Source organism: Hankyongella ginsenosidimutans, assembly GCF_005144965.1.
GTDB lineage: Bacteria > Pseudomonadota > Alphaproteobacteria > Sphingomonadales > Sphingomonadaceae > Hankyongella > Hankyongella ginsenosidimutans.
This window is the reverse complement of the sequence record NZ_CP039704.1, coordinates 629164-648001: the sequence shown is the minus strand read 5'-3', so window position 1 is coordinate 648001 and position 18838 is coordinate 629164. Positions and strand designations below refer to the sequence as shown.

Sequence of the window (18838 nt, the reverse complement as noted above, 5' to 3'; positions counted from 1 at the left end):
CTGCATTTCCATCGCTGATGAACTTTCCCTTGCTTGCGCGCGGCGGAGCTTAATCAGGCGCAATTTTTCTTGCAATGCACAACTGGCGACCTTGCCGGCAGATGTGGCCACCGGAGGTCCAGCTGAACGGCCGGACATGGCTGGCGGTGCTATTCCAGCTCGAAGGTGATCGATACCGTGGCGGTGCGGCTGACCTCGCCGGGCGCGAGATCCAGTGCCACTTCCGCAGGTGCTGCAGCCATGCGCGCCGCTTTGAGGAACACCGGCTGCGGGCCGATTGCGCCGCCTTCGGAAATTGCCAGGATGCGCTTCACCTTCAGGCCGGCAGCGGTTGCATAGAGCTCGGCACGGGCGCGGGCCATGCGCACCGCCTTCTGGCGGGCCTCGTCCAGCGCCGCTTCAGGGTCGCTGAGGTCGAAGGTCGGACCGTTGATCTGGTTGACGCCGGCTGCGACCAGCGCGTCGAGCATGGCGCCGGCGCTGTCGAGCTTGCGCAGCTTCAGGGTCAGGGTGTTGGTGGCCTGATAGCCAGTCAGCTTCGGCGGCACATCGCCCTGCCGGTAATCATAGCGCGCGTTCAGCGACAGGCCGCTGGTCTGCATGTCCTTGTCTGCCACGCCGCGCTGCTTCAGCGTTGCCATAACCGCCGCCATCCGGCGTGCGTTGTCGGCCATGGCCGCCTGCGCGGTCGGCGCGTCGGTCTGGACGCCGGCGGTGACGATCGCGAGGTCCGGCGCGCGGGCAACATCCGCGCTGGCGTTCACCACCAGGGTCTGGAGCGGCTCCTGCATCCCGTCCTCGTGCGCCTGGGCAGACACGGCGGCGACCACCGCCAGGGGCAAGCATGAGCAGACGTGCGAACATTGAATGCCTCCGGCAATTACGGGTCGATCCCCAGGGTGCCGCGCAGGATGTAGAGCGGCCGCCCCTTCACCTCGTAGAAGATGCGGGCAATATACTCGCCGATCACGCCGAGGCCAATCAGGGTCAGGCTGTTGAACAGCAGCACGAACGAAATCAAGGACGCATAGCCCGGCACCGTGTTCCCGAACAGCAACGTGGTCAGCACGATATAGATCATGAACATCAACGCGAAGGCGGCACCGGCCAGCCCGATGTAGGTCCAGATTTTCAGCGGGGCCGAGCTGAACGAGACAATGCCCTCCAGCGCAAGCGTCCAGAGTTTCCAGGCGCGGAACTTGGTGGTGCCGGCTGCCCGCTGCGGCCGGGCATACTCCACGACGGTCTGGCGAAAGCCCAGGCTGGCGAAGATGCCCTTCATGAAGCGCGTGCGCTCCCGGTACTGGCGCAGCACCGCGACCACGCGCTGGTCCATGAGGCGGAAGTCGCCGACATTGTCCGGCAGCTTCACGTCGCTGACCCGGTTCATCACCTGGTAGAAGCCGTTGGCGGTGAAGCGCTTGAGGAAGCTGTCCTCCGAGCGGTCGCTGCGCCGCGCCAGCACCATGTCGTAGCCGGCGCGCCACTGCTCGACCATGCGCACGATGGTCTCCGGCGGGTCCTGGAGGTCGACGTCCATCGGCACGACCGCCTTGCCGTGCGCATGGTCCAGCCCGGCGGTCAGCGCGATTTCCTTGCCGTGGTTGCGGGCGAAGTCGACCAGTTTCACGCGCGGGTCGCGGGCGTGGAGCCCGGCGATGATCTCGGCTGTGCGATCCCGGCTGCCGTCGTTGACGAACACAATGTCCCAGGCGGGCGTGATGCCGTCGAGCACCGGACGCATGGCGTCGTAGAACATCTGGAGGACCGCTTCTTCATTGAAGACCGGCACTACGATGCTGAGCTCCGGCTGGCCAGTGGCCGGCTGCGTTTCGGTCATGCGCTTCCCCTTGCCTGACCGTGGTGTAGCGCGCAGCCCTTAAAGGTTTCAACTCGTTATGCGCGCTTCGATCGCGGACCAGATACGTGCCGGCGTGTTGGTGCCATTGAAGGCGTCGATGGCGACGATGCCGGTCGGCGAGGTGACGTTGATCTCGGTGAGGTAACCGTCGATGACGTCGATGCCGACGAACAGCAGGCCGCGCGCCTTCAGGTCCGGCCCGATGGTCGCGCAGATTTCCTGTTCGCGCGGCGTGAGTTCGGTTGACGCGGCGCGACCACCGGCGGCGAGGTTGGAGCGGATTTCGCCATCCTTCGGCACCCGGTTGACGGCACCCGCCGGTTCGCCGTCGACAAGCACGATGCGTTTATCGCCCAACCGCACCTGCGGCAGAAACTTCTGCACCATGAACGGCTCGCGCATCTGGCCGCTGAACATCTCCACCAGCGCCGGCAGATTGGGGTCGCCCGCGGCAATGTGGAAGACGCCCGCGCCGGCGTTGCCGAACAGCGGCTTGACCACGATCTCGCCGTACCGGGCCCGAAACGCCTCCGCTTCGTCGAGACGGCGGGTGACCAGGGTCGGCGGCATCAGGTGCTGATAGCGCAGCACGAACAGCTTCTCCGGCGCGTTGCGCACCTCAGCCGGATCGTTGACCACCAGCGTCTCCGGCTGGATCATCTCCAGCAGGTGGGTCGCCGTGATGTAGGCCATGTCGAACGGCGGGTCCTGGCGCATCAGCACCACATCGACGTCGCGGCGCAGGTCGAGCGTCACCGGCTCGCCGGCCGTGTAGTGGGCGCCTTCCACGCGCTGCACCTGGATCGGGTGCGCCGTCGTGCGCACCAAGCCCTCGTCACAGGTGAGGTCGGGCCAGATAATGGTATAGGCTGTGTCCGCGCGCCTGCGCTTCCAGCATCAGGGCGAAGGTTGAATCGCCCTTGATGTTGATGCGGTCCAGAGGATCCATCTGCACGGCAACGCGCAAGGGCATGGTCGGTCTCCTGTATCTCGGGCGGGAACAATGCCTCGTGCAGCCCCGCCGTCAACGCGGAAAGCCGAAAACAATCAGTTCATGGATCGCGCCAGTCCGTCGAGCGCCAGGCGAATCTGGGCGGCGATTTCCGGGCTGCGTGTGGTCTCGAGCATGGCGACGAGCGAGGAGCGCGCCGCGCGCACGAGGCCCATCGCCTGCTCGAGCCGCGCACGCTCCCACCAGAGGCCGGTGAAGGCTGGCGCGATGGCGGTCATGCGCATGTGCATGCTGAGCGCCTGGCATGGTCGCCGTCCGCTCCGCGCGCGCGGCGATGTTGTTGAGCAGGCGGATGAGGATCGCACGGTTGGAGAGCGCCTGCAGGTGCTCCGTTTCCAGCGGCATGTCGCCGCCGGTGGCGCGCCGGACCAGCACCTCAAGGCTCGACGCCGTGATCTGCTTGCCCTGATCGAACGGGTCCTGAAGCACAGCCGCCGCGCCTTCGCCGACCCGGATGAGAAAATGCGCTGGCACGTTCAGCCCGTCCGCGTGCCAGCCGGCCAGCCGGGCGATGCTGAGGTAAAGGATCGACAGCGAGACCGGCAGCCCGCGCTTGCGGTCGATCACGTCGAGCAGGTTGGCGTTGGCCGGGTCCTCGTAGGTCGCGCGGTCGCCTTCGTAGCCGTGACGCCGGAACAGCACGTAGGACAGGAGGGTTGCCTGCTCGTGCGGTTGGGCGATGCTCCGACCGAGGTTGATGGCGGCATCCACCATGCGCAGCACATGATCGCGGTAGGATTGCAGCGAAACGCCGGGGCGGTCCAGCGCGCCAAGCTCCAACGCCGCATCGGCTAGGTCGATCTCGCTATCGGACAACGCGCCGATACGCTCGAGCGGGGCCGGATTCATCACGCACCCTCCAAAACAACATTGCGAAGGTGCCTCGGGAATCGATTCGGCGCAACCAGAATGGCGTCGACCCTCATGAAATCCGCGTTCGTTCCATAGCGCGCGGCCAGAAGCTGCGCTGCGCGACACACCCGCGCCATGCCGCGCGGCGTCAGGGCCGCGGCGGCTTGGTCAAGGCTCGGGCGTGCCTTCACCTCGACGAACACGGTCGTGCGCCCGCGCCGCGCGACGATATCGACTTCGCCGACCGGCGTCGCGACTCGACGGGCCAGCACGGCATAGCCCTTGAGGCAGAGCCAGAGGCACGCCAGATCTTCGCCTCGGCGGCCCCAGCGCTCCGCCGCCTTGCGGGTCATGGTTTCAACGCCAGCGCACGCTCATAAAGGGACGCGCGCGGCAGTCCGGTCTGGGCGGCGACCAGGGTTGCAGCATCCTTCGTGCGATGCGTTTGCAGGGCAGCCGTCAACAGCGCGTCCACATCCTGGGCGCTGGCGGCCGGCTGCGCGGTCGGCGGGCCGATCAGCACCACCAGTTCGCCACGCGGCGGCTCCAGCATTGCGTAACGCGCGGCGAGGTCAGCCAGGTCGCCGCGCACGACCTCTTCATGCAGCTTGGTGAGTTCGCGCGCGACTGCGGCCTCGCGCTTGCCCAGCACCTGCGCGGCGTCGCCCAGCATCGCCGCCAGGCGGGAGGGGCCTTCGTAGAACAGCAAGGTCGCAGGGATTGCCGCCAGATCCGCAAGCGCGGTCTGCCGTGCCGCGGATTTCGGCGGAAGGAAGCCACAGAAGCAGAAGCGGTCGGTCGGCAGCCCGGCAAGCGTGAGCGCCGCGATCGCCGCGCATGGGCCGGGCGCGGCCGTGACCGGGATACCGGCATCAAGGGCCGCCTGAACCAGCTTCAGCCCCGGATCGGAGACAAGCGGCGTGCCGGCATCGCTGACCAGCGCGATGGTCGCGCCGCCCTGCAGACGCTCGATGAGGTGCGGACGCATCGTTTGCGCGTTGTGGTCGTGATAGGGGACTACCGGCGTCTCAAGCCCCAGGTGACGCAGCAGCTTGGCGGCGACCCGCGTGTCTTCCGCGGCGATGAGGTCGGCCTTGGCCAGCGTTTCGATGGCGCGCAAGGTGATGTCGCCCAGGTTGCCGATGGGCGTCGCGACGATGTGGAGGCCGGGGGCAAGGGGTTTGTCGGAGCGCATGGCCTGTTATGGCGACATCGTGGCCACAGGAAAAGCGCGTCTGCGCTGCGCAGGGCCATCAGGACATGCAATCGCGGACCGAGTGCGCTATGCGGGCGGCACTGGGAAGGCGGATCGACTTGGGAAGTGGCATGATCGAGTGTTTGAGTTCACCGGCGCGCGCGCCGCTCATCGATGGGACTTGGAGTCGCGCTGACCTTGCTGGCGGCGGCCTGCAGCCCCGCCAAGGCCCCCGACTGCGCCGCCACCACCGCCGACCGTCGTCGCGCAGACGCCACCCCGCGCCCCAAACCGGTGGAGCGCCCAACGGAGGCGCCGCCGCAGCACAAGATCGCCCTGCTGGCACCGATGACCGGGGTGAACGCCGCGATTGGCCAGTCCTTCGCGAACGCCGCCAACCTGGCCCTGCTCGACCGCAACAGTCAGCGCATCAAGCTGACCGTCTACAATACGACGCCGGGCGCGGTCTCCGCCGCGCAGCGCGCGCTGGCGGATGGCTCGACGCTGATCGTCGGGCCCTTCCTCGGCAGCGAGACTCGCCAGATCGCGCCGGTAGCAGCGGCGGCGCGCGTGCCTGTGCTGTCCTTCTCGAACGACGCCAGCGTGGCCGGGGACGGCGTCTACCTCATGGGTTACATGCCGGAACAGGAGACGGAGCGGGTCGTCGCGTTCGCTGCGCGCCAGGGCGCAAAGCGGTTCGCCGCGCTCACCCCGAACGACGCCTATGGCGCGCGGGTTTCGGCGAGCTATGCCGCTGCCGTCAAGCGGGTCGGCGGCCAGTTGGTCGCAGTGCAGAGCTATCCGCGCGACCGCACCAAGATCGCCGCCGCCGCCCGCAGGGTCGCCAAATACGACGAGCGGCTGGCTAGAGCGCGGGCCAATGTGCAGGCCGGGGCGGGTGGGGTCGTCAATTCCGCCGCCAACACTCTGCCGCCGCCGGATTTCGATGTGCTGATGATCGCCGAGGCCGGGTCGCTCACCCGGGCGTTCCTGCCCGCGCTGGCGCAGTATGGCGTCACCGCCAATCAGGTGCGCTTCCTCGGGCCTGGCCTCTGGTCGACCGACCAGGGGCTGGCACGTGAGCCAGGCCTGCAGGGCCTGGTTCGCCACCGTTCCCGATGCGACATTCGCCCAGATCGCCGAGCGCCTGCGGCAACGCTTCGGTCTCAACGCCTCCCGCTTCGCCAGCCTCAGCTACGACGCCATTCTGCTGGCGACGGCGGCGGACGCCAAGGGCTGGGCCGTTGGCACGCCGTTCCCGGTGCGCATGCTGACGGACAGCGGCGGCTATACGGGCGTGGACGGGCTGTTCCGCATCCTGCCCAACGGCCTGCCCGAGCGCGGGCTGGAGGTGCGGGAGCTGCGGGGCAAGTTCGTCACGGTCGACGCAGCGCCCCAGGCGTTCGGTGCCGCCAATACGCCGATCAACTGAAGACCGACGGCGGCTACGGGCGTGACCAGTCACACCTACCGCAGACTCTTGGTCACCATTTCGTAGACATCGCGGGAAAGCCCGGGGCGTGCAACGATTCGCTCCAGTTGCGCGCGCATTTTCAGCGCCCGCTGCGCATCGAAACGCTTCCAGCGACCGAGCGGCGCGACCAGCCGGGCCGCGACCTGGCCGTTGAGCCCGTCGACAGCCAAAACCTGGTCCGCCAGCGCTGCGTAGCCGGCGCCGGTCGCATCGTGGAAGCAGGGCTGATTGACCGAGAAGCTCCCGATCAGCGCCCGCACCCGATCGGGTTGGTGAGCGTGTAGGCGGGGTGCTTTGTGAGCGCGAGAACACGGGTGAGGGTGTCTGGCTGTGCCGCCAGCGCCTGGATCGCGAACCATTTGTCAATGACCAGCGGGTCCTTGGCCCAGGCGTCATAGAATGCGCGCAGCGTCGCCTCGCGTGCGGGTCCGCCGATGTTCACCAGCGCCGTGAACGCGGCGATCCGATCGGTCATATTGTCGGCGCTGTCGAACTGCGCCCGGCACAGTTCGATGACGGTGGGATCGGGCTCCGCCGAGATATTGCAGTGCAATGCCGCGCAGCCGCCGGCGCGCCTTCGCCTCCGCCGTGAAGGCGTAGGCTGGGTCCGCGAGCGTCGCGTGCAGGTGCAGCCACTGGTCCCGCAACACCCGCGAGAGCGCCTTGCGCATTGCCGTGCGCACGGCGTGGATGGCGTCGACCGCCACGACCGGCATCTGATCGCCGAGATAGGCCTCGGTCGGCAGCAGGATCATTTCCGCAACCAGAGCCGGATCCTCGATGTTGCCGGAAATCATGCCGCCGATGGTCTCGATCATCAGCGGTGGCGTCTCGATCGCCTTGCCGGATGCGGCTTGGTCGACCGCCGCGAGCATCTGGCCGAGGAACAGTTGTTGCGCGGCTTCGAAGCGCCCAAACGAATCGTCGTCGTGCCGCGCAAGGAACGCAAGGTCCTCGGGCGACCTGGAACTGTGCAGGATCACCGGCGCGGAAAAGCCGCGCAGCAGGCTGGGAATCGGGCGCTCGCCCACGCCCTCGAAGGTCCAGCTCTGCTCGGGCTCAGAGAGGCGCAGCACCTGCTCCGCCGCGAGTTCCTGCCCCGACACCGCGCCGTACAGCGACATCCGCACCGGGATCATCATGGTCTGTTTGTCGGTTTGGCCCGGCGTATCGGCCAGGGACTGCTCAAGCGTCAGGACGGCGCGTTTCGCGGCTTCGTCCCAGTCGACCTGCGCCGCGACGACCGGGGTGCCGGCCTGGGAATACCAGCGGCGGAACTGGCGCAGATCGGCGCCGGATGCGTCCGCCATCGCCTGAATGAAATCATCGCAGGTCGCGGCCTGGCCGTCGTGACGCTGGAAGTACAGCGCGAGGCCGGCGTTGAACGCATCCCGCCCAAGGAGAGTCTCCAGCATGCGGATGACTTCGGCGCCCTTGTTGTAGACGGTCGCCGTGTAGAAGTTGGAGATCTCGATGTAGCTTTCCGGACGCACCGGATGCGCGAGCGGCCCAGCGTCCTCCGGGAACTGTGCGGCGCGCAGGGTGCGCACGTCCTCGATGCGCTTCAGGCCCCGACTGCCGACGTCGGAGCTGAATTCCTGATCGCGGAATACGGTCAGCCCTTCCTTCAGGCTGAGTTGAAACCAGTCCCGGCAGGTGACCCGGTTGCCGCTCCAGTTATGGAAATACTCGTGCGCGATCACGCTTTCGATGGCGTCGAAATCGGCGTCGGTCGCCGTTTCCGGCTTGGCGAGGACGTATTTCGAATTGAAGACGTTCAGCCCTTGTTCTCCATCGCGCCGAAGTTGAAGTCGTTGACGGCGACGATGTTGAAGATGTCGAGGTCGTATTCGAGGCCGAAACGCGATTCGTCCCACGCCATTGCTTTCTTGAGCGCAGCCATGGCGTGTTGCGTGCGGTCGAGGTTGTCCGGCTTCACCCAGATATGCAGCGCCACGGTGCGGCCGGAGCGCGTCACGAACCGGTCGGACAGCGCCTCAAGCGGCCCCGCGACCAGCGCGAAGAGATAGCTGGGCTTGGGAAACGGGTCTGACCAGCGCGCCCAATGTCGCCCGCCGGGCAGATCGCCGATCTCCGTGAGGTTGCCGTTGGAGAGCAGAACCGGGAACTTCGCCTTGTCCGCCTCGATCCGAACCGTATACGCCGCCATGACGTCGGGTCGATCGGGGAAGTACGTGATGCGCCGGAACCCTTCCGCCTCGCACTGGGTGCAGAAAACCCCGTCCGACATATACAGGCCCATGAGCTGGGTGTTGGTCGAGGGATCGATCTCGGTCACGATTTCCACCTCGGCCTCATCGGCGCGCAGCGGGATGCTCAGACGATCCGGGCGCAGGCTGTATTCGCCGGGTTCGAGTTGCGCCGTTCACGCGCACGGACTTCAGGCTGAGGTTGTCGCCGTCCAGAACCAGCGGCTTGCGGGGTCGCCCTGCCGCCGCACCCGCAGCGTGCTGGTGACGATGGTGCGCGTTGGATCGAGCACGAACGCCAAATCGACGCGCTCGACGGCAAAGTCCGGCGCGCGGTAGTCCTTCAGGTAGGTGACCGGCGGCGATCCGGCGTCAATCATGCTTGCTCCCCGTTCATAGCCTTGGTTTTGTCTCCCGGGCGCTCGAACGGTGGTCGCCGCGCCGGCAAGTCTTTATCGTTACGCAACCAATTTTCCATCAGGGCAAGGTGGTCGACAAGTGGAAATCGATACCATCGCCGGCCAGATGTCTCATACTGGGACAAGGGTATACCGGAACTCGGCTCGCGCAACGCCTGTCGAGCCTTGGGGCGCTGTGGTCGGCGTCAAGCGCCAGGCGACAGGCGACGCCATTCTGGCGTTCGGTGACCCTCGGATCCCAGAGCATATAGCACAGGCGGATATCATTCTCTCCTCCGTCCCGCCTGTGGATGGCGATCCGGCGCTCATGCAGTACGAGGCGGCGTTGGCGACGGCGCCGGCGCGCTGGATCGGCTACCTGTCGTCGACCGGCGTTTACGGCGACGCCCGCGGGACCTGGGTCGGCGAGTCGTCGCCCGTCGGCACCGGGCGGCGCAGCGCCCGCATTGCGGCGGACCTTGCCTGGCAGGGGCTGGAGGCGCGTGCGCCGGTGCATGTCTTCCGGCTGCCGGGCATTTACGGCCCCGGTCGCTCGGCGCTGGACCGGGTACGAAGCGGGGCCGCGCACCGGCTGCGGCTCGAGGGGCCGCTGGCCGGGCATGTGTTCAGCCGTATCCATGTCGAGGATATCGTGACGGCCCTGATCGAGTCCATCCGGCGGCCTGATGGCGGCGTGTACAATCTCGCGGATGACGAGCCGGCCTCCGGCAACGCGGTCATCGAGTACGCCTGCCACCTGCTCGGCGTAACGCCTCCTCCACTCGACGATTTCGCGACCGCCGGCCTGTCGCCGATGGCGCGTGACTTCTATAGCGAGTGCAGACGGGTGGCGAACGGGCGCATGAAGCGCTATCTGCTGCCTCAGTTGGCCTACCCGACCTACCGCGAGGGACTGGCGGCGATCTGGCACGAGGAGCAGGCGCGATGAAGTTTGGAGAAAGCCAGGGCGGCGGCCTGATCGGCCAGTCGGTGCGCCGGGTCGAGGATGCCCGCTTCGTCACCGGCCGCGGCTGCTATACGGACGATATCCAGCTTGAGGGCATGGCGTTCGGCGTCTCTGTGCGCTCGCCGTATCCGCATGCGGAGATTCGCGCCATCGACACCACGGCCGCGCGTGCCGCCGAGGGCGTGCTGGCGGTCTATACCGCCGAGGACATCGCCGATTACGGCATGCTGCCGGCGATCCAGTTGCCGGGCAGTGTCGCGACGCCGCGTCCGGTGCTGGCGTCCGGCCGGGTGCGTTACGTTGGCGAGCCGGTGGCCTTCGTCGTGGCGCAGACGCGTGCCCAGGCAATCGCTGCAGCCGAACTGGTCGATGTCGACTATGCGCCGCTGGCCGCGGTCGGGTCGATGGAGGCAGCGCTGGCCGATGGCGCAGCGCAAATCTGGCCGGAGGCCCCGGCAATATCGTGTTCGACTGGCATCTCGGCGACAAAGCTGCTGTCGAGGCCGCCTTCGCCAATGCCCACCACATCGCCCGCGTGCGCGTGACCCAGCCTCGAGTCGCCCCGACCTCCATGGAGGTGCGCGCCGCAGTCGGAGCCTACGATCCAGCGCAGGGCTTCACGCTGCACGCCGGCAGCCAGGGCACGGCGGCGCTGCGCAACAACGTCGCCACCGTCGTGCTCAAGGTGCCGGTCGAGCAGGTGCGCATTGTGACGCCGGACGTCGGCGGCGGCTTCGGCATGAAGTGGTTCGTCTATCCGGAATACATCATGGTGCTGCACGCGGCGCGGGCACTGGGGCGGCCGGTCAAATGGACCGGCGAGCGCACGGATGCGTTCCTGACCGATGCCATGGGCCGCGACCTGGCCAGCGAAGCGGCGCTGGCCGTCGACGCCGACGGGCGGTTCCTGGCGCTTGATGTGCGGACGCACAGCAATCTCGGCGCCTACATCCACCAGTTCGGGGCCATGATCCAGACAACAGCCGGCGGGCCGATGATGGGTGGCCTGTACCATATCCCGGCGATCCACAACCGCGTCCTCGGCGTGGTCACCACTACCATGCCGACCGATGCCTACCGCGGCGCCGGACGGCCCGAATCCTGCCTGATCACCGAGCGCGCCGTCGAGGCCGCAGCGCGCGCTTGGCCTTGCACCGGAGGAAATCCGCCGGCGCAACCTGCTGCGCCCGGACCAGTTGCCTTACAAGTCCCCGCTCGGGGTGACGTTCGACGTCGGCGATTATCCGGCGCTGCTGGAGAAGGCGCTGGTCGCGTCCGACTGGGCGGGCTTTCCAGCGCGCAAGCAGGCCGCCGCGGCCCGCGGGCAGCGGCTTGGTCGCGGCATGGCCTATTATGTCGAATATGCCGCAAGCGGCGGCACCGAGGAATTCGCCGATATCCGCATGCTGGACGACGGCGGAATCGAGGTCGCGGTCGGCACCCAGTCAAACGGACAGGGGCACGAGACGGCGTTCGCGCAGGTCGTGGCCCAGCGGCTGGGCGTGCCGATGGCGCAGGTGCGTATCGTCTATGGCGACACCAACCGTCTCGAGGTTGGCAACGGCACCGGCGGTTCGCGCTCGATGCAATGGGGGCAACGCCTGCCTGGAAGCCTGCGCGCAGCTGATCGACAAGGGGACGGCGCTTGCGGCAGAGGCGCTCGACAGCGCCGACATCGACTATGCCGAGGGCCTGTTCCAGGCGCGCGGCACCAATCGCTCGATCAGCCTGGCCGACCTTGCCCGGCGGTTCCCCAAAGCGCTGGACGTGCGCGGCCACGCGAAGGTGCCTGCGCCGACGCCGGTGTTTCCCAACGGCTGCCACGTGGTCGAAGTCGCCATCGACATGGACACCGGTGTGCCGACCATCGCGCGTTATACGGTCGTCGATGATTTCGGCACGATCATTAACCCGATGCTGGTGGAAGGGCAGGTACACGGGGTGTCGCCCAAGGTTTGGGCCAGGTTCTGATGGAAGCGATGATTTACGACGACTCGGCGCAACTGCTAACAGGCTCGTTCATGGACTATGCGCTGCCACGCGCCGCCATGATGCCGGAGATCGCATTCGACACGTCGCCGGTGCCCAACCCCAACAACCCACTTGGCGTGAAGGGATGCGGCGAGGCCGGCTCGATCGGCGCGCTGGCGGCCTGCACGAATGCTCTTATCGATGCCTTGGACGGGGCGTCGGTGCCCCTTCCCGCAACACCGGAGGCGCTCTGGCGTCTCCTGTCGCAGCAGGCGGCCTGACGCACATGGACTCAGGCCAATCTTTTCGCTCCGATATGGAAGGGTCGCCGCACGCCATGATTCCGTCACAGGATTCAGGCATGGATGCGCCAGGCGCCGCTGGATCCGGCGGGTCGCCTCCGTCAGGTCGAACGATGCGCAAACCTTCCCCGAGTTGATTCGCTGGATCATGATCGCGATCGGTTGGGTGATGATGGTCGTCGGCATCATCATCAGCCCGGCGCCCGGGCCGATGGGCGCGCCGGTATTCGCCGTGGGGTTGATTCTGGTCCTGCGCAATTCGCGCTGGGCTCGCCGGCAGTATATCAAACTGCAGCGGCGCTACCCCAAGATCCTCGGTCCGGTGCGCACTGGCGTGTTGCGCCAGAAAACCCCGATGGGCTTCGTGCGCTGGTTCAAGGGCGAGGCGATCGATCGCGGCCCCAGCAACGCCATGGCGATCGTGAAAGCCGGCCGGCAATGGGTCGCAGACCTCATCCACGGCCGCCAGACCCCGCCTGACTCGCCTCCCAAGGGTCCGCTCAGTCCGCGGGGCAAGGAAGGTTAGCCTCCGGCACCCGCGAGACGCTGGCCGGCGTCGCCCGGGATGCGACCCGCTTCCCGGTGGGCGATGTAGACGGTCGAGCAGAAGATCATCAGCCCGCCGAGGATGGTCAGCAGGTCGAACGGCTCCCCGAACAACAGCACGGCGTACAGCGTCACCAGCACGAAACGCAGGAAATCGAACGGCAGGACGGCGCTGGCTTCAGCCAGGCGAAACGCATGCGCAGTGCCGGTCTGCCCTAGGATCGCCAGCACGCCGAGCAGGAGCAGCTTCCACACCTGATCCAGCGTCGGGGCCTCAAGGTACGGCAGTGCGATCAGCAGCGACGGCGGCACCATGAGCATGAAGGAATAGATGACGATCTGCTGGCTCGGTTCGGTGGCGGACAGCCGCTTGATCGCCAGCAGGGAAAAGGCGGTCGAGACCATGGCGACCGTCGCGGCGGCGATTCCCGGCGTGAATGGCAACTGGCCGGGGCGCAGTACCACCAGCACGCCGGCAAACCCGATGACCAGCGCCGCAATCCGGCGCGCCCGCACCTGCTCGCCAAGCAGAATGATCGCGCCGATGGTCGCGACCAGCGGGGCACCGTAATTGATGCCGAGCACCTGCGCCAACGGGGCGTTGGCGACGGCGTAGAAGGTGCCAAATGTCGCGATGACGCCGGAGCTGGCGCGCAGGAGGTGCCGCAACAGGCGGTCACGCTGCAGGAGTTGCCGGCGCTGCGGCCAGGCGATCGGCACCAGCAGCAGCGACCCGATGAGGTTGCGCCAGAACACCAGGGCGAACGGGTGCATCGTCTGGCTGGTCAGGCGAATCAGTGCCCACATGGTGGCGAAGGATGCGCAGGACAGCAGCATCCAGCAGACCGCCTGGCCATAGGGCGAGAAGCGTGAAAACATAGCCTCAGTTAAGGGCTTGCGCACGCGCCGCCAAGCCGAAACGCGCGGCAGGTGCGCCATCGCGTGGTGGCGCCTGTGCCGCCGTTTAGAGCCTGATCGGTTGAGGTTGAAGCATATGTGCTTCAACCGAGGGCGTGAATCAGGCTCTTGTCAACAATTTAGACCATGATTTACGTTTCAGATTGATTCAATCTGAAACGATCAAGGTCTAGGCGTCGAGCAGCCGGGTCAGGCGGTCGATATCGGCGGCCAGTTCGCTGTCCGCGGCCTTGAGATCGGTGATGCGCTTCACGGCATGCATCACGGTCGTGTGATCGCGCCCGCCGAAGCGCCGGCCGATTTCCGGCAGCGATCGCTGGGTCAACTGCTTGAGAGATACATGGCGACCTGGCGCGGCCGGGCGACTTCGCGCGCACGCCGGTCCGACATCAGCTCCGAGAGCTTCAGATTGTAGAATTCGGCCACCCGGCGCTGGATTTCGTCGATGGTCAGGCGCGGTCGAACGCGCGCAGCACGTCGGAGAGCACCTGGCGCGCGAAGGCGAGATCGATGGGCTTGCCGAGCAGCAACGCATGCCCGACGATGCGGTTCAACGCCCCTTCCAGCTCGCGCACGTTCGAGGTGATGCGCCGGGCCAGGAATTCCACCACATCGCGTGGGACGCTGACATCGGTCGTCTGCTCGACTCGCGCCTGCAGGATGTTCAGGCGCAGCTCGTAATCGGCCGGGTTGATCGCCGCGACCAGCCCCCATTGCAGACGCGAGCGCACCCGCTCCTCGATACCCTCGATATCATAGATGCTGCGGTCCGCAGAAATCAGCAGCTTGCGGCCGTCACCGATCAGCGTGTTGATGGTGTGGAAGAACTCGCTCTGTGTCGATTCCTTGCCGGCGAAGAACTGGATGTCGTCGATCAGCAGCATGTCGACGCTGCGGAAACGCTCCTTGAAGGCGATGGTGTCCTGGTGGCGCAGCGCCGCCATGAACTGGAGCATGAACTTCTCGGCGGTGATGTAGACAACCTTGGCCGCCGGATCGCGCCGGCGCACCTCCCAGCCGATGGCGTGCATCAGGTGGGTTTTCCCCATGCCGACGCCGGAATGCAGGAACAGCGGGTTGAAATTGACCGGCCCCCTGGGCGAGGCGCAGCGCGGCATTGTAGGCGCATTCGTTCGAGGGGCCGATGACGAAGCGCTCAAACGTGTGGCGTTCCTCGAGTCGTCCCCGAAGTCGAGGTCGGCCGCAGGGGTATCCGCGACGGCAAGCGGCTCCGGTGCAGGCACCGGCTGGCTGTTCATGGCCGGTGCCACGACCAGGCGAAGCGTGGTGACGCCCGGCACGCGGCTGGCCCACAAGCCACGCAGGCGCTCGGCGAAATGGCTTTTGATCCAGTCGCACATGAAGTGGGTGGGCAGACTCAGCACCACGTCCGGGCTGGACACGCGCACGAACTGGATCGGCTTGACCCAGGAGTCGTAGGTTCGCTGGCCCAGTTCCGCGCGCAGACGCTCCTGAATGCTCGACCAGATCGCGGAAACGTCCTCCCCGTCTGCCGTGCGATGGATGTCGCAGCGTTGTCTGCGGTCATGGTCTTCTTTCTCCAATTCTCCAGCGCCCGAGCCCCTCCGCCGAGGGCCAGAATTATAAGTCGATCCCGCACACAGTCGTTCTTTCCGGCATCCATTTGGCACAATAAGACCATGGCCTGCCGAAGCGGGACTAAGTAAATCAAGATATTTTGCGAGAAGCCTGGTGAGTGCGCTCGATCAATTGATATTAATCAGAACGCCAGGTATCGAAATTCCAACACAACAACAGAAGTGGATCTGACTTGCGTTACTTTGTTCTTGATGCACGAAGTCTTGCACATTTCTTCCACCGATGCGTTTTGTACTGGCCCCGTTTCGTCGAGAAGAAGAAGATAGGCCAGCCGGACCATGCGTCGCAAGCCCCTCAAAGTGCTTTCGGGGAAATAAATCGATTGACACGGAATCCAAGAAAACCGCCTGGAACCCTCAAGCCGAGAGAATAATTTCACTTTTATGACACCCCGAGTCGAAGCGTTAAAACTGGGTCCGAATTCAGGGCTATAGACAAAAAGGCAGCCCGGCGCGTCACCAGGCTACCTGTTTTATAACCCGCAAGGGTTGTTTTAGCCGAGTAGCTTTACTCGGGCCGACAGGCGCGACAGCTTGCGCGCCACGGTGTTCTTGTGCAGCACGCCACGGCTGACCCCGCGCATCATTTCCGGCTGGGCGGCGCGGAGCGCCTCGGCCGCAGCGGTCTTGTCGCCGGACGCGATCGCGGATTCGACCTTCTTCACGAAGGTGCGGATACGGCTCACACGGGCCTTGTTGATGTCGGCGCGACGATCATTGCGCCGGATGCGCTTACGCGCCTGCGGAGTATTAGCCATCCCAGTCCTCGGTGCTCATTCGAGCGGAAAACGCTTGCGCCGCAGCAGCGGCCCGGCGCGGAAAGCGGGAGGCTATGACAGAGTCGCGCACGGTGGTCAACCGGTCATCGCGCAGGCTGAGCAACCGGTTGAATGTCAATGACGATGCGCGCGCCCGGCTCCGCGGATTCGACATGCAACTGCGCGCGCTCGCCATCGCGCAGGAAGGACTCGGTCGCAGGGTCGGCGGTCCAGCCGAGCGCGGTCAACGCCTGGGCGTAATAGCGCAGAACGGCGTCTGGAGACGCCGGCCCTTCCAGAACGATACGGGCGATTCGGCCGGTTTCGACGTCAAAGGCGAAGCCGAGGTCGGGGCGCTCGGCAAGACCCGGCATCAGCGGCGCATCGATATCCTGGAGCAGCGATCCGGCAGCCATCAGCGCGAGCGCCGCGAAGAGGCCAAGAGACGTGCAAGACTTCATGTTTGGCAGCTTCCGCAATAGAAGGTGGACCGGCTGGACTGGACCCGGCGCATAACCGGTCGGGCGCATTGGGGCAAGGGTCGCCCTCGCGGCCGTAGACCCGCCAGGCGTGCTGAAAATAGCCGAGTTCGCCGTCGACCTGAACATAGTCGCGCAGCGACGAGCCGCCGGCGGCGATGGCGCGGGCGAGTACATCGACGACTGCCGCCGCCAGCGCGTCCGACTCGACGGGCGTCAGGCTGCAGGCAGCGCGGGAGGGGTCGATGCCCGCCTGAAACAGGGCTTCGCAGGCATAGATGTTGCCGACGCCCGCGACGACCGCCTGGTCGAGCAGCGCCGCCTTGACCGGGGATCGCCGGCCAGCAAGCGCCGCATGCAGCGCCGGGCCGTTGAAGGTGTTGCCGAGCGGTTCCGGGCCCAGGTCCGCAAGCAGGGCATGCCGGCCCCAGTCGTCATGGCGCGCCAGATGCAAAGAGCCGAAGCGACGCGCGTCGTTGAACGCCAGCCGCTGGCCGCTGTCGATCTCGATCAGCACATGGTCGTGCTTCTCGTCGGCCACCGGGTCAATGCGTATGCGGCCGCTCATGCCCAGATGCAGGATCGCCACGTCGCCGCGATCGGTGTCGATCAGGCCGTATTTGGCGCGCCGGCGCACGGCTATGACCCGTGCGCCGGTCAGCCGCGCGGCGAAGTCGGCGGGGATTGGCCAGCGCAGGTCCGGGCGGCGCACCTCGACCCGGACCAGGCATCGCCCCGTCAGCGCTGCCGACAGCCCCCGGCACACGGTTTCCACTTCGGGGAGTTCGGGCATAAATCGCGTTTCCCTGGCAGACTTTTGGCACTAAGCACGTCTTGGCCATGCCTGCACTTCGGAAATACTCAAAACCATGACGTCGCGCGTCCTCTCCGGCATCCAGCCGACCGGCAATCTGCATCTGGGCAACTACCTGGGGCAATCGTCCACTGGGTCCGCATGCAGGAAGAGCATCCCTGCCTGTTCTGCATCGTCGATCTGCACGCCATCACGGTCTGGCAGGACCCGGCGGCCCTGCGCGCCAATACCCTGGAGATGGCGGCGGCCCTGCTTGCAGCCGGCATCGATCCTGCCAAGGCGATCCTGTTCGTGCAGTCGCACGCCCCGCAGCATGCTGAACTGGGCTGGGTATTGAACTGTGTCGCCCGGATCGGCTGGCTCAACCGCATGGTCCAGTTCAAGGAGAAGGCGGGCAAGGATCGGGAGGGCGCCAGCGTCGGGCTGTACAGCTATCCTGTCCTGCAGGCCGCCGATATTCTGGTCTACAAGGCGACCCATGTGCCGGTCGGCGAAGACCAGAAGCAGCACCTGGAGCTGGCGCGCGATATCGCCCAGAAGTTCAACATGGACTATGGCGTCGAGCTGTTTCCGCTGCCGGAGCCGATCATTCAGGGACCGGCGACCCGGGTGATGAGCCTGCGCGATGGCGGCGCCAAGATGTCGAAATCCGATTCGTCCGATTTCAGCCGCATCAACCTGACCGATGACGCCGACGCCATCGCCCAGAAAGTCCGCAAGGCCAAGACCGACCCTGAGCCGCTGCCGGACAACGAGGCGGCGCTCGCCGGGCGGCCGGAAGCGCAGAACCTGGTGGGGATTTACGCAGCGATCGCCGGCGTCAGCCGCGCGCAGGTGCTGCAGGACTTCGCCGGCAAGGGGTTCGGCGCGTTCAAGCCGGCCTTGACCGAACAGCTTGTGGCCCGCCTTGCACCGGTCGCCGACGCCTTCAACCGCCTGCGCGCCGATCCGGGCTATCTGCAATCCGTGCTTGCGCAAGGGGCGGACCAGGCGCGGGCGCTTGCCGCAAACACCCTGCGCTCCGTCTACGACGCGGTAGGATTTTGCCGCGCCAAGAGTAGTATGTGTTCGGCGCTCCGTGGCATGCACGTGTGCGCTGAGACGTTCCTGAGGGGTACGTTAAGCCCGGGAGATCGTCATGATGAACGAACAAAATCTGAGTCGTGGTCTGCTTTTCGCGCGCACTGTCGCCTTCGTCGGCGTGGCGGCGCTGCTGCTGGCGGGTTGCGCCGCCCGCTTCAAGTCCGATGTCGCCCGCTTCTACACGCCGGCGCTGCCCAAGGGCGAGACCTTCCAGGTTGTCGCGAGCGATCCGGCAAAGGTCGGCAGCCTGGAGTTCGCGCAGTATGCGGAGCTGGTCCGCAACAAGCTGATCGCGCAGGGTATCGACCGGCTGCGCAGGGCGAGACGCCAACCCTCGACGTGCGTCTCGACTACGGCGTCTCCACGGGCCGTGAGCAGA

The 18838-nt window shown here is 66.2% G+C and carries 12 protein-coding genes and 11 pseudogenes; 7 read left to right on the top strand and 16 right to left on the bottom strand.

The genetic code is table 11. The features are described from left to right. Positions 1 to 149: 149 nt before the first annotated feature. The 6 genes and pseudogenes from E6W36_RS03710 to rsmI form a co-directional block, all read right to left on the bottom strand. A complete protein-coding gene (locus E6W36_RS03710) occupies positions 150 to 791 on the bottom strand; it encodes an SIMPL domain-containing protein (RefSeq protein WP_222873785.1) in 642 nt (213 codons plus the stop codon). A gap of 89 nt (positions 792 to 880) precedes the next feature. After that, positions 881 to 1840: a glycosyltransferase family 2 protein gene (locus E6W36_RS03705; protein ID WP_222873784.1), complete on the bottom strand. Its 960-nt coding sequence runs from the start codon at positions 1838 to 1840 to the stop codon at positions 881 to 883. A 48-nt stretch (positions 1841 to 1888) separates the two neighbouring features. Continuing rightward, a pseudogene (gshB, locus tag E6W36_RS03700) lies at positions 1889 to 2834 on the bottom strand (glutathione synthase). Between the two features lie 51 nt (positions 2835 to 2885). After that, entirely contained in the window at positions 2886 to 3722 is an 837-nt protein-coding gene (locus tag E6W36_RS03695) for a SirB1 family protein (RefSeq protein WP_222873783.1), read from the bottom strand. Beyond that, complete coding sequence (locus tag E6W36_RS03690; RefSeq protein WP_222873782.1) at positions 3722 to 4078, bottom strand: YraN family protein; 357 nt, start codon at positions 4076 to 4078, stop codon at positions 3722 to 3724. Before E6W36_RS03690 ends, E6W36_RS03695 begins: the two co-directional genes overlap by 1 nt. Then, positions 4075 to 4920: a 16S rRNA (cytidine(1402)-2'-O)-methyltransferase gene (gene rsmI, locus E6W36_RS03685; protein WP_222873781.1), complete on the bottom strand. Its 846-nt coding sequence runs from the start codon at positions 4918 to 4920 to the stop codon at positions 4075 to 4077. The genes E6W36_RS03690 and rsmI overlap by 4 nt, the downstream gene beginning before the upstream one ends. A gap of 174 nt (positions 4921 to 5094) precedes the next feature. Here rsmI and E6W36_RS03680 point away from each other — a divergent pair. After that, positions 5095 to 6009, top strand: a pseudogene (locus E6W36_RS03680) (penicillin-binding protein activator); the annotation flags it as partial. Positions 6010 to 6387: 378 nt separating this feature from the next. On the opposite strand, the pseudogene pepN reads toward E6W36_RS03680, so the two are convergent. Both pepN and E6W36_RS22935 read right to left on the bottom strand, forming a co-directional pair. Next, positions 6388 to 8645, bottom strand: a pseudogene (gene pepN / locus E6W36_RS03670) (aminopeptidase N); the annotation flags it as partial. Positions 8646 to 8795: 150 nt separating this feature from the next. Next, positions 8796 to 8984 carry a hypothetical protein gene (locus tag E6W36_RS22935; protein ID WP_425459678.1) on the bottom strand — a complete coding sequence of 63 codons (189 nt, stop codon included), beginning with the start codon at positions 8982 to 8984 and terminating at the stop codon, positions 8796 to 8798. A 214-nt stretch (positions 8985 to 9198) separates the two neighbouring features. On the opposite strand from E6W36_RS22935, the gene E6W36_RS03665 reads away from it, so the two are divergent. The 5 genes and pseudogenes from E6W36_RS03665 to E6W36_RS03655 all read left to right on the top strand — a co-directional run bounded on the left by E6W36_RS03665 (position 9199) and on the right by E6W36_RS03655 (position 12768). Next, complete coding sequence (locus tag E6W36_RS03665; protein WP_246048098.1) at positions 9199 to 9951, top strand: Rossmann-fold NAD(P)-binding domain-containing protein; 753 nt, start codon at positions 9199 to 9201, stop codon at positions 9949 to 9951. Then, positions 9948 to 10514, top strand: a complete 567-nt coding sequence (locus E6W36_RS17695; RefSeq protein ID WP_246048097.1) for a hypothetical protein — start codon at positions 9948 to 9950, stop codon at positions 10512 to 10514. The genes E6W36_RS03665 and E6W36_RS17695 overlap by 4 nt, the downstream gene beginning before the upstream one ends. After that, positions 10433 to 11053, top strand: a pseudogene (locus tag E6W36_RS17690) (molybdopterin cofactor-binding domain-containing protein); the annotation flags it as partial. The gene E6W36_RS17695 and the pseudogene E6W36_RS17690, both read left to right, overlap by 82 nt. A gap of 136 nt (positions 11054 to 11189) precedes the next feature. After that, positions 11190 to 12221 (top strand): annotated as a pseudogene (locus E6W36_RS17680) (xanthine dehydrogenase family protein molybdopterin-binding subunit). A gap of 169 nt (positions 12222 to 12390) precedes the next feature. Further along, positions 12391 to 12768, top strand: coding sequence for a PGPGW domain-containing protein (locus E6W36_RS03655; protein WP_222873779.1), 378 nt, complete (start codon positions 12391 to 12393; stop codon positions 12766 to 12768). Here the strand turns inward: E6W36_RS03655 and E6W36_RS03650 are convergent. The 8 genes and pseudogenes from E6W36_RS03650 to mutM all read right to left on the bottom strand — a co-directional run bounded on the left by E6W36_RS03650 (position 12765) and on the right by mutM (position 17355). Then, a complete protein-coding gene (locus tag E6W36_RS03650) occupies positions 12765 to 13667 on the bottom strand; it encodes a DMT family transporter (RefSeq protein ID WP_222873778.1) in 903 nt (300 codons plus the stop codon). The two genes, E6W36_RS03655 and E6W36_RS03650, sit on opposite strands and share 4 nt — an antisense overlap. Positions 13668 to 13875: 208 nt before the next feature. Further along, a pseudogene (locus E6W36_RS17675) lies at positions 13876 to 14096 on the bottom strand (helix-turn-helix domain-containing protein). Positions 14097 to 14155: 59 nt separating this feature from the next. Then, positions 14156 to 14731, bottom strand: a pseudogene (locus tag E6W36_RS17670) (DnaA ATPase domain-containing protein); the annotation flags it as partial. A gap of 103 nt (positions 14732 to 14834) precedes the next feature. Further along, positions 14835 to 15020: pseudogene (locus E6W36_RS20270) on the bottom strand (hypothetical protein); the annotation flags it as partial. A 53-nt stretch (positions 15021 to 15073) separates the two neighbouring features. Continuing rightward, positions 15074 to 15358, bottom strand: a pseudogene (locus E6W36_RS17665) (DnaA N-terminal domain-containing protein); the annotation flags it as partial. A 461-nt stretch (positions 15359 to 15819) separates the two neighbouring features. After that, on the bottom strand, positions 15820 to 16083 hold the full coding sequence (gene rpsT / locus E6W36_RS03640) for a 30S ribosomal protein S20 (protein ID WP_222873777.1): 264 nt from the start codon (positions 16081 to 16083) through the stop codon (positions 15820 to 15822). 104 nt (positions 16084 to 16187) lie between these two features. Further along, the gene (locus E6W36_RS03635; RefSeq protein ID WP_222873776.1) at positions 16188 to 16499 is read right to left on the bottom strand and encodes a hypothetical protein; all 312 of its coding nucleotides are present in this window, start codon (positions 16497 to 16499) and stop codon (positions 16188 to 16190) included. A 41-nt stretch (positions 16500 to 16540) separates the two neighbouring features. Beyond that, positions 16541 to 17355: pseudogene (mutM, locus tag E6W36_RS03630) on the bottom strand (bifunctional DNA-formamidopyrimidine glycosylase/DNA-(apurinic or apyrimidinic site) lyase). A 76-nt stretch (positions 17356 to 17431) separates the two neighbouring features. Between mutM and trpS the strand changes: the two are divergent. Then, positions 17432 to 18426, top strand: a pseudogene (gene trpS, locus E6W36_RS03625) (tryptophan--tRNA ligase); the annotation flags it as partial. Between the last annotated feature and the right edge of the window lie 412 nt (positions 18427 to 18838).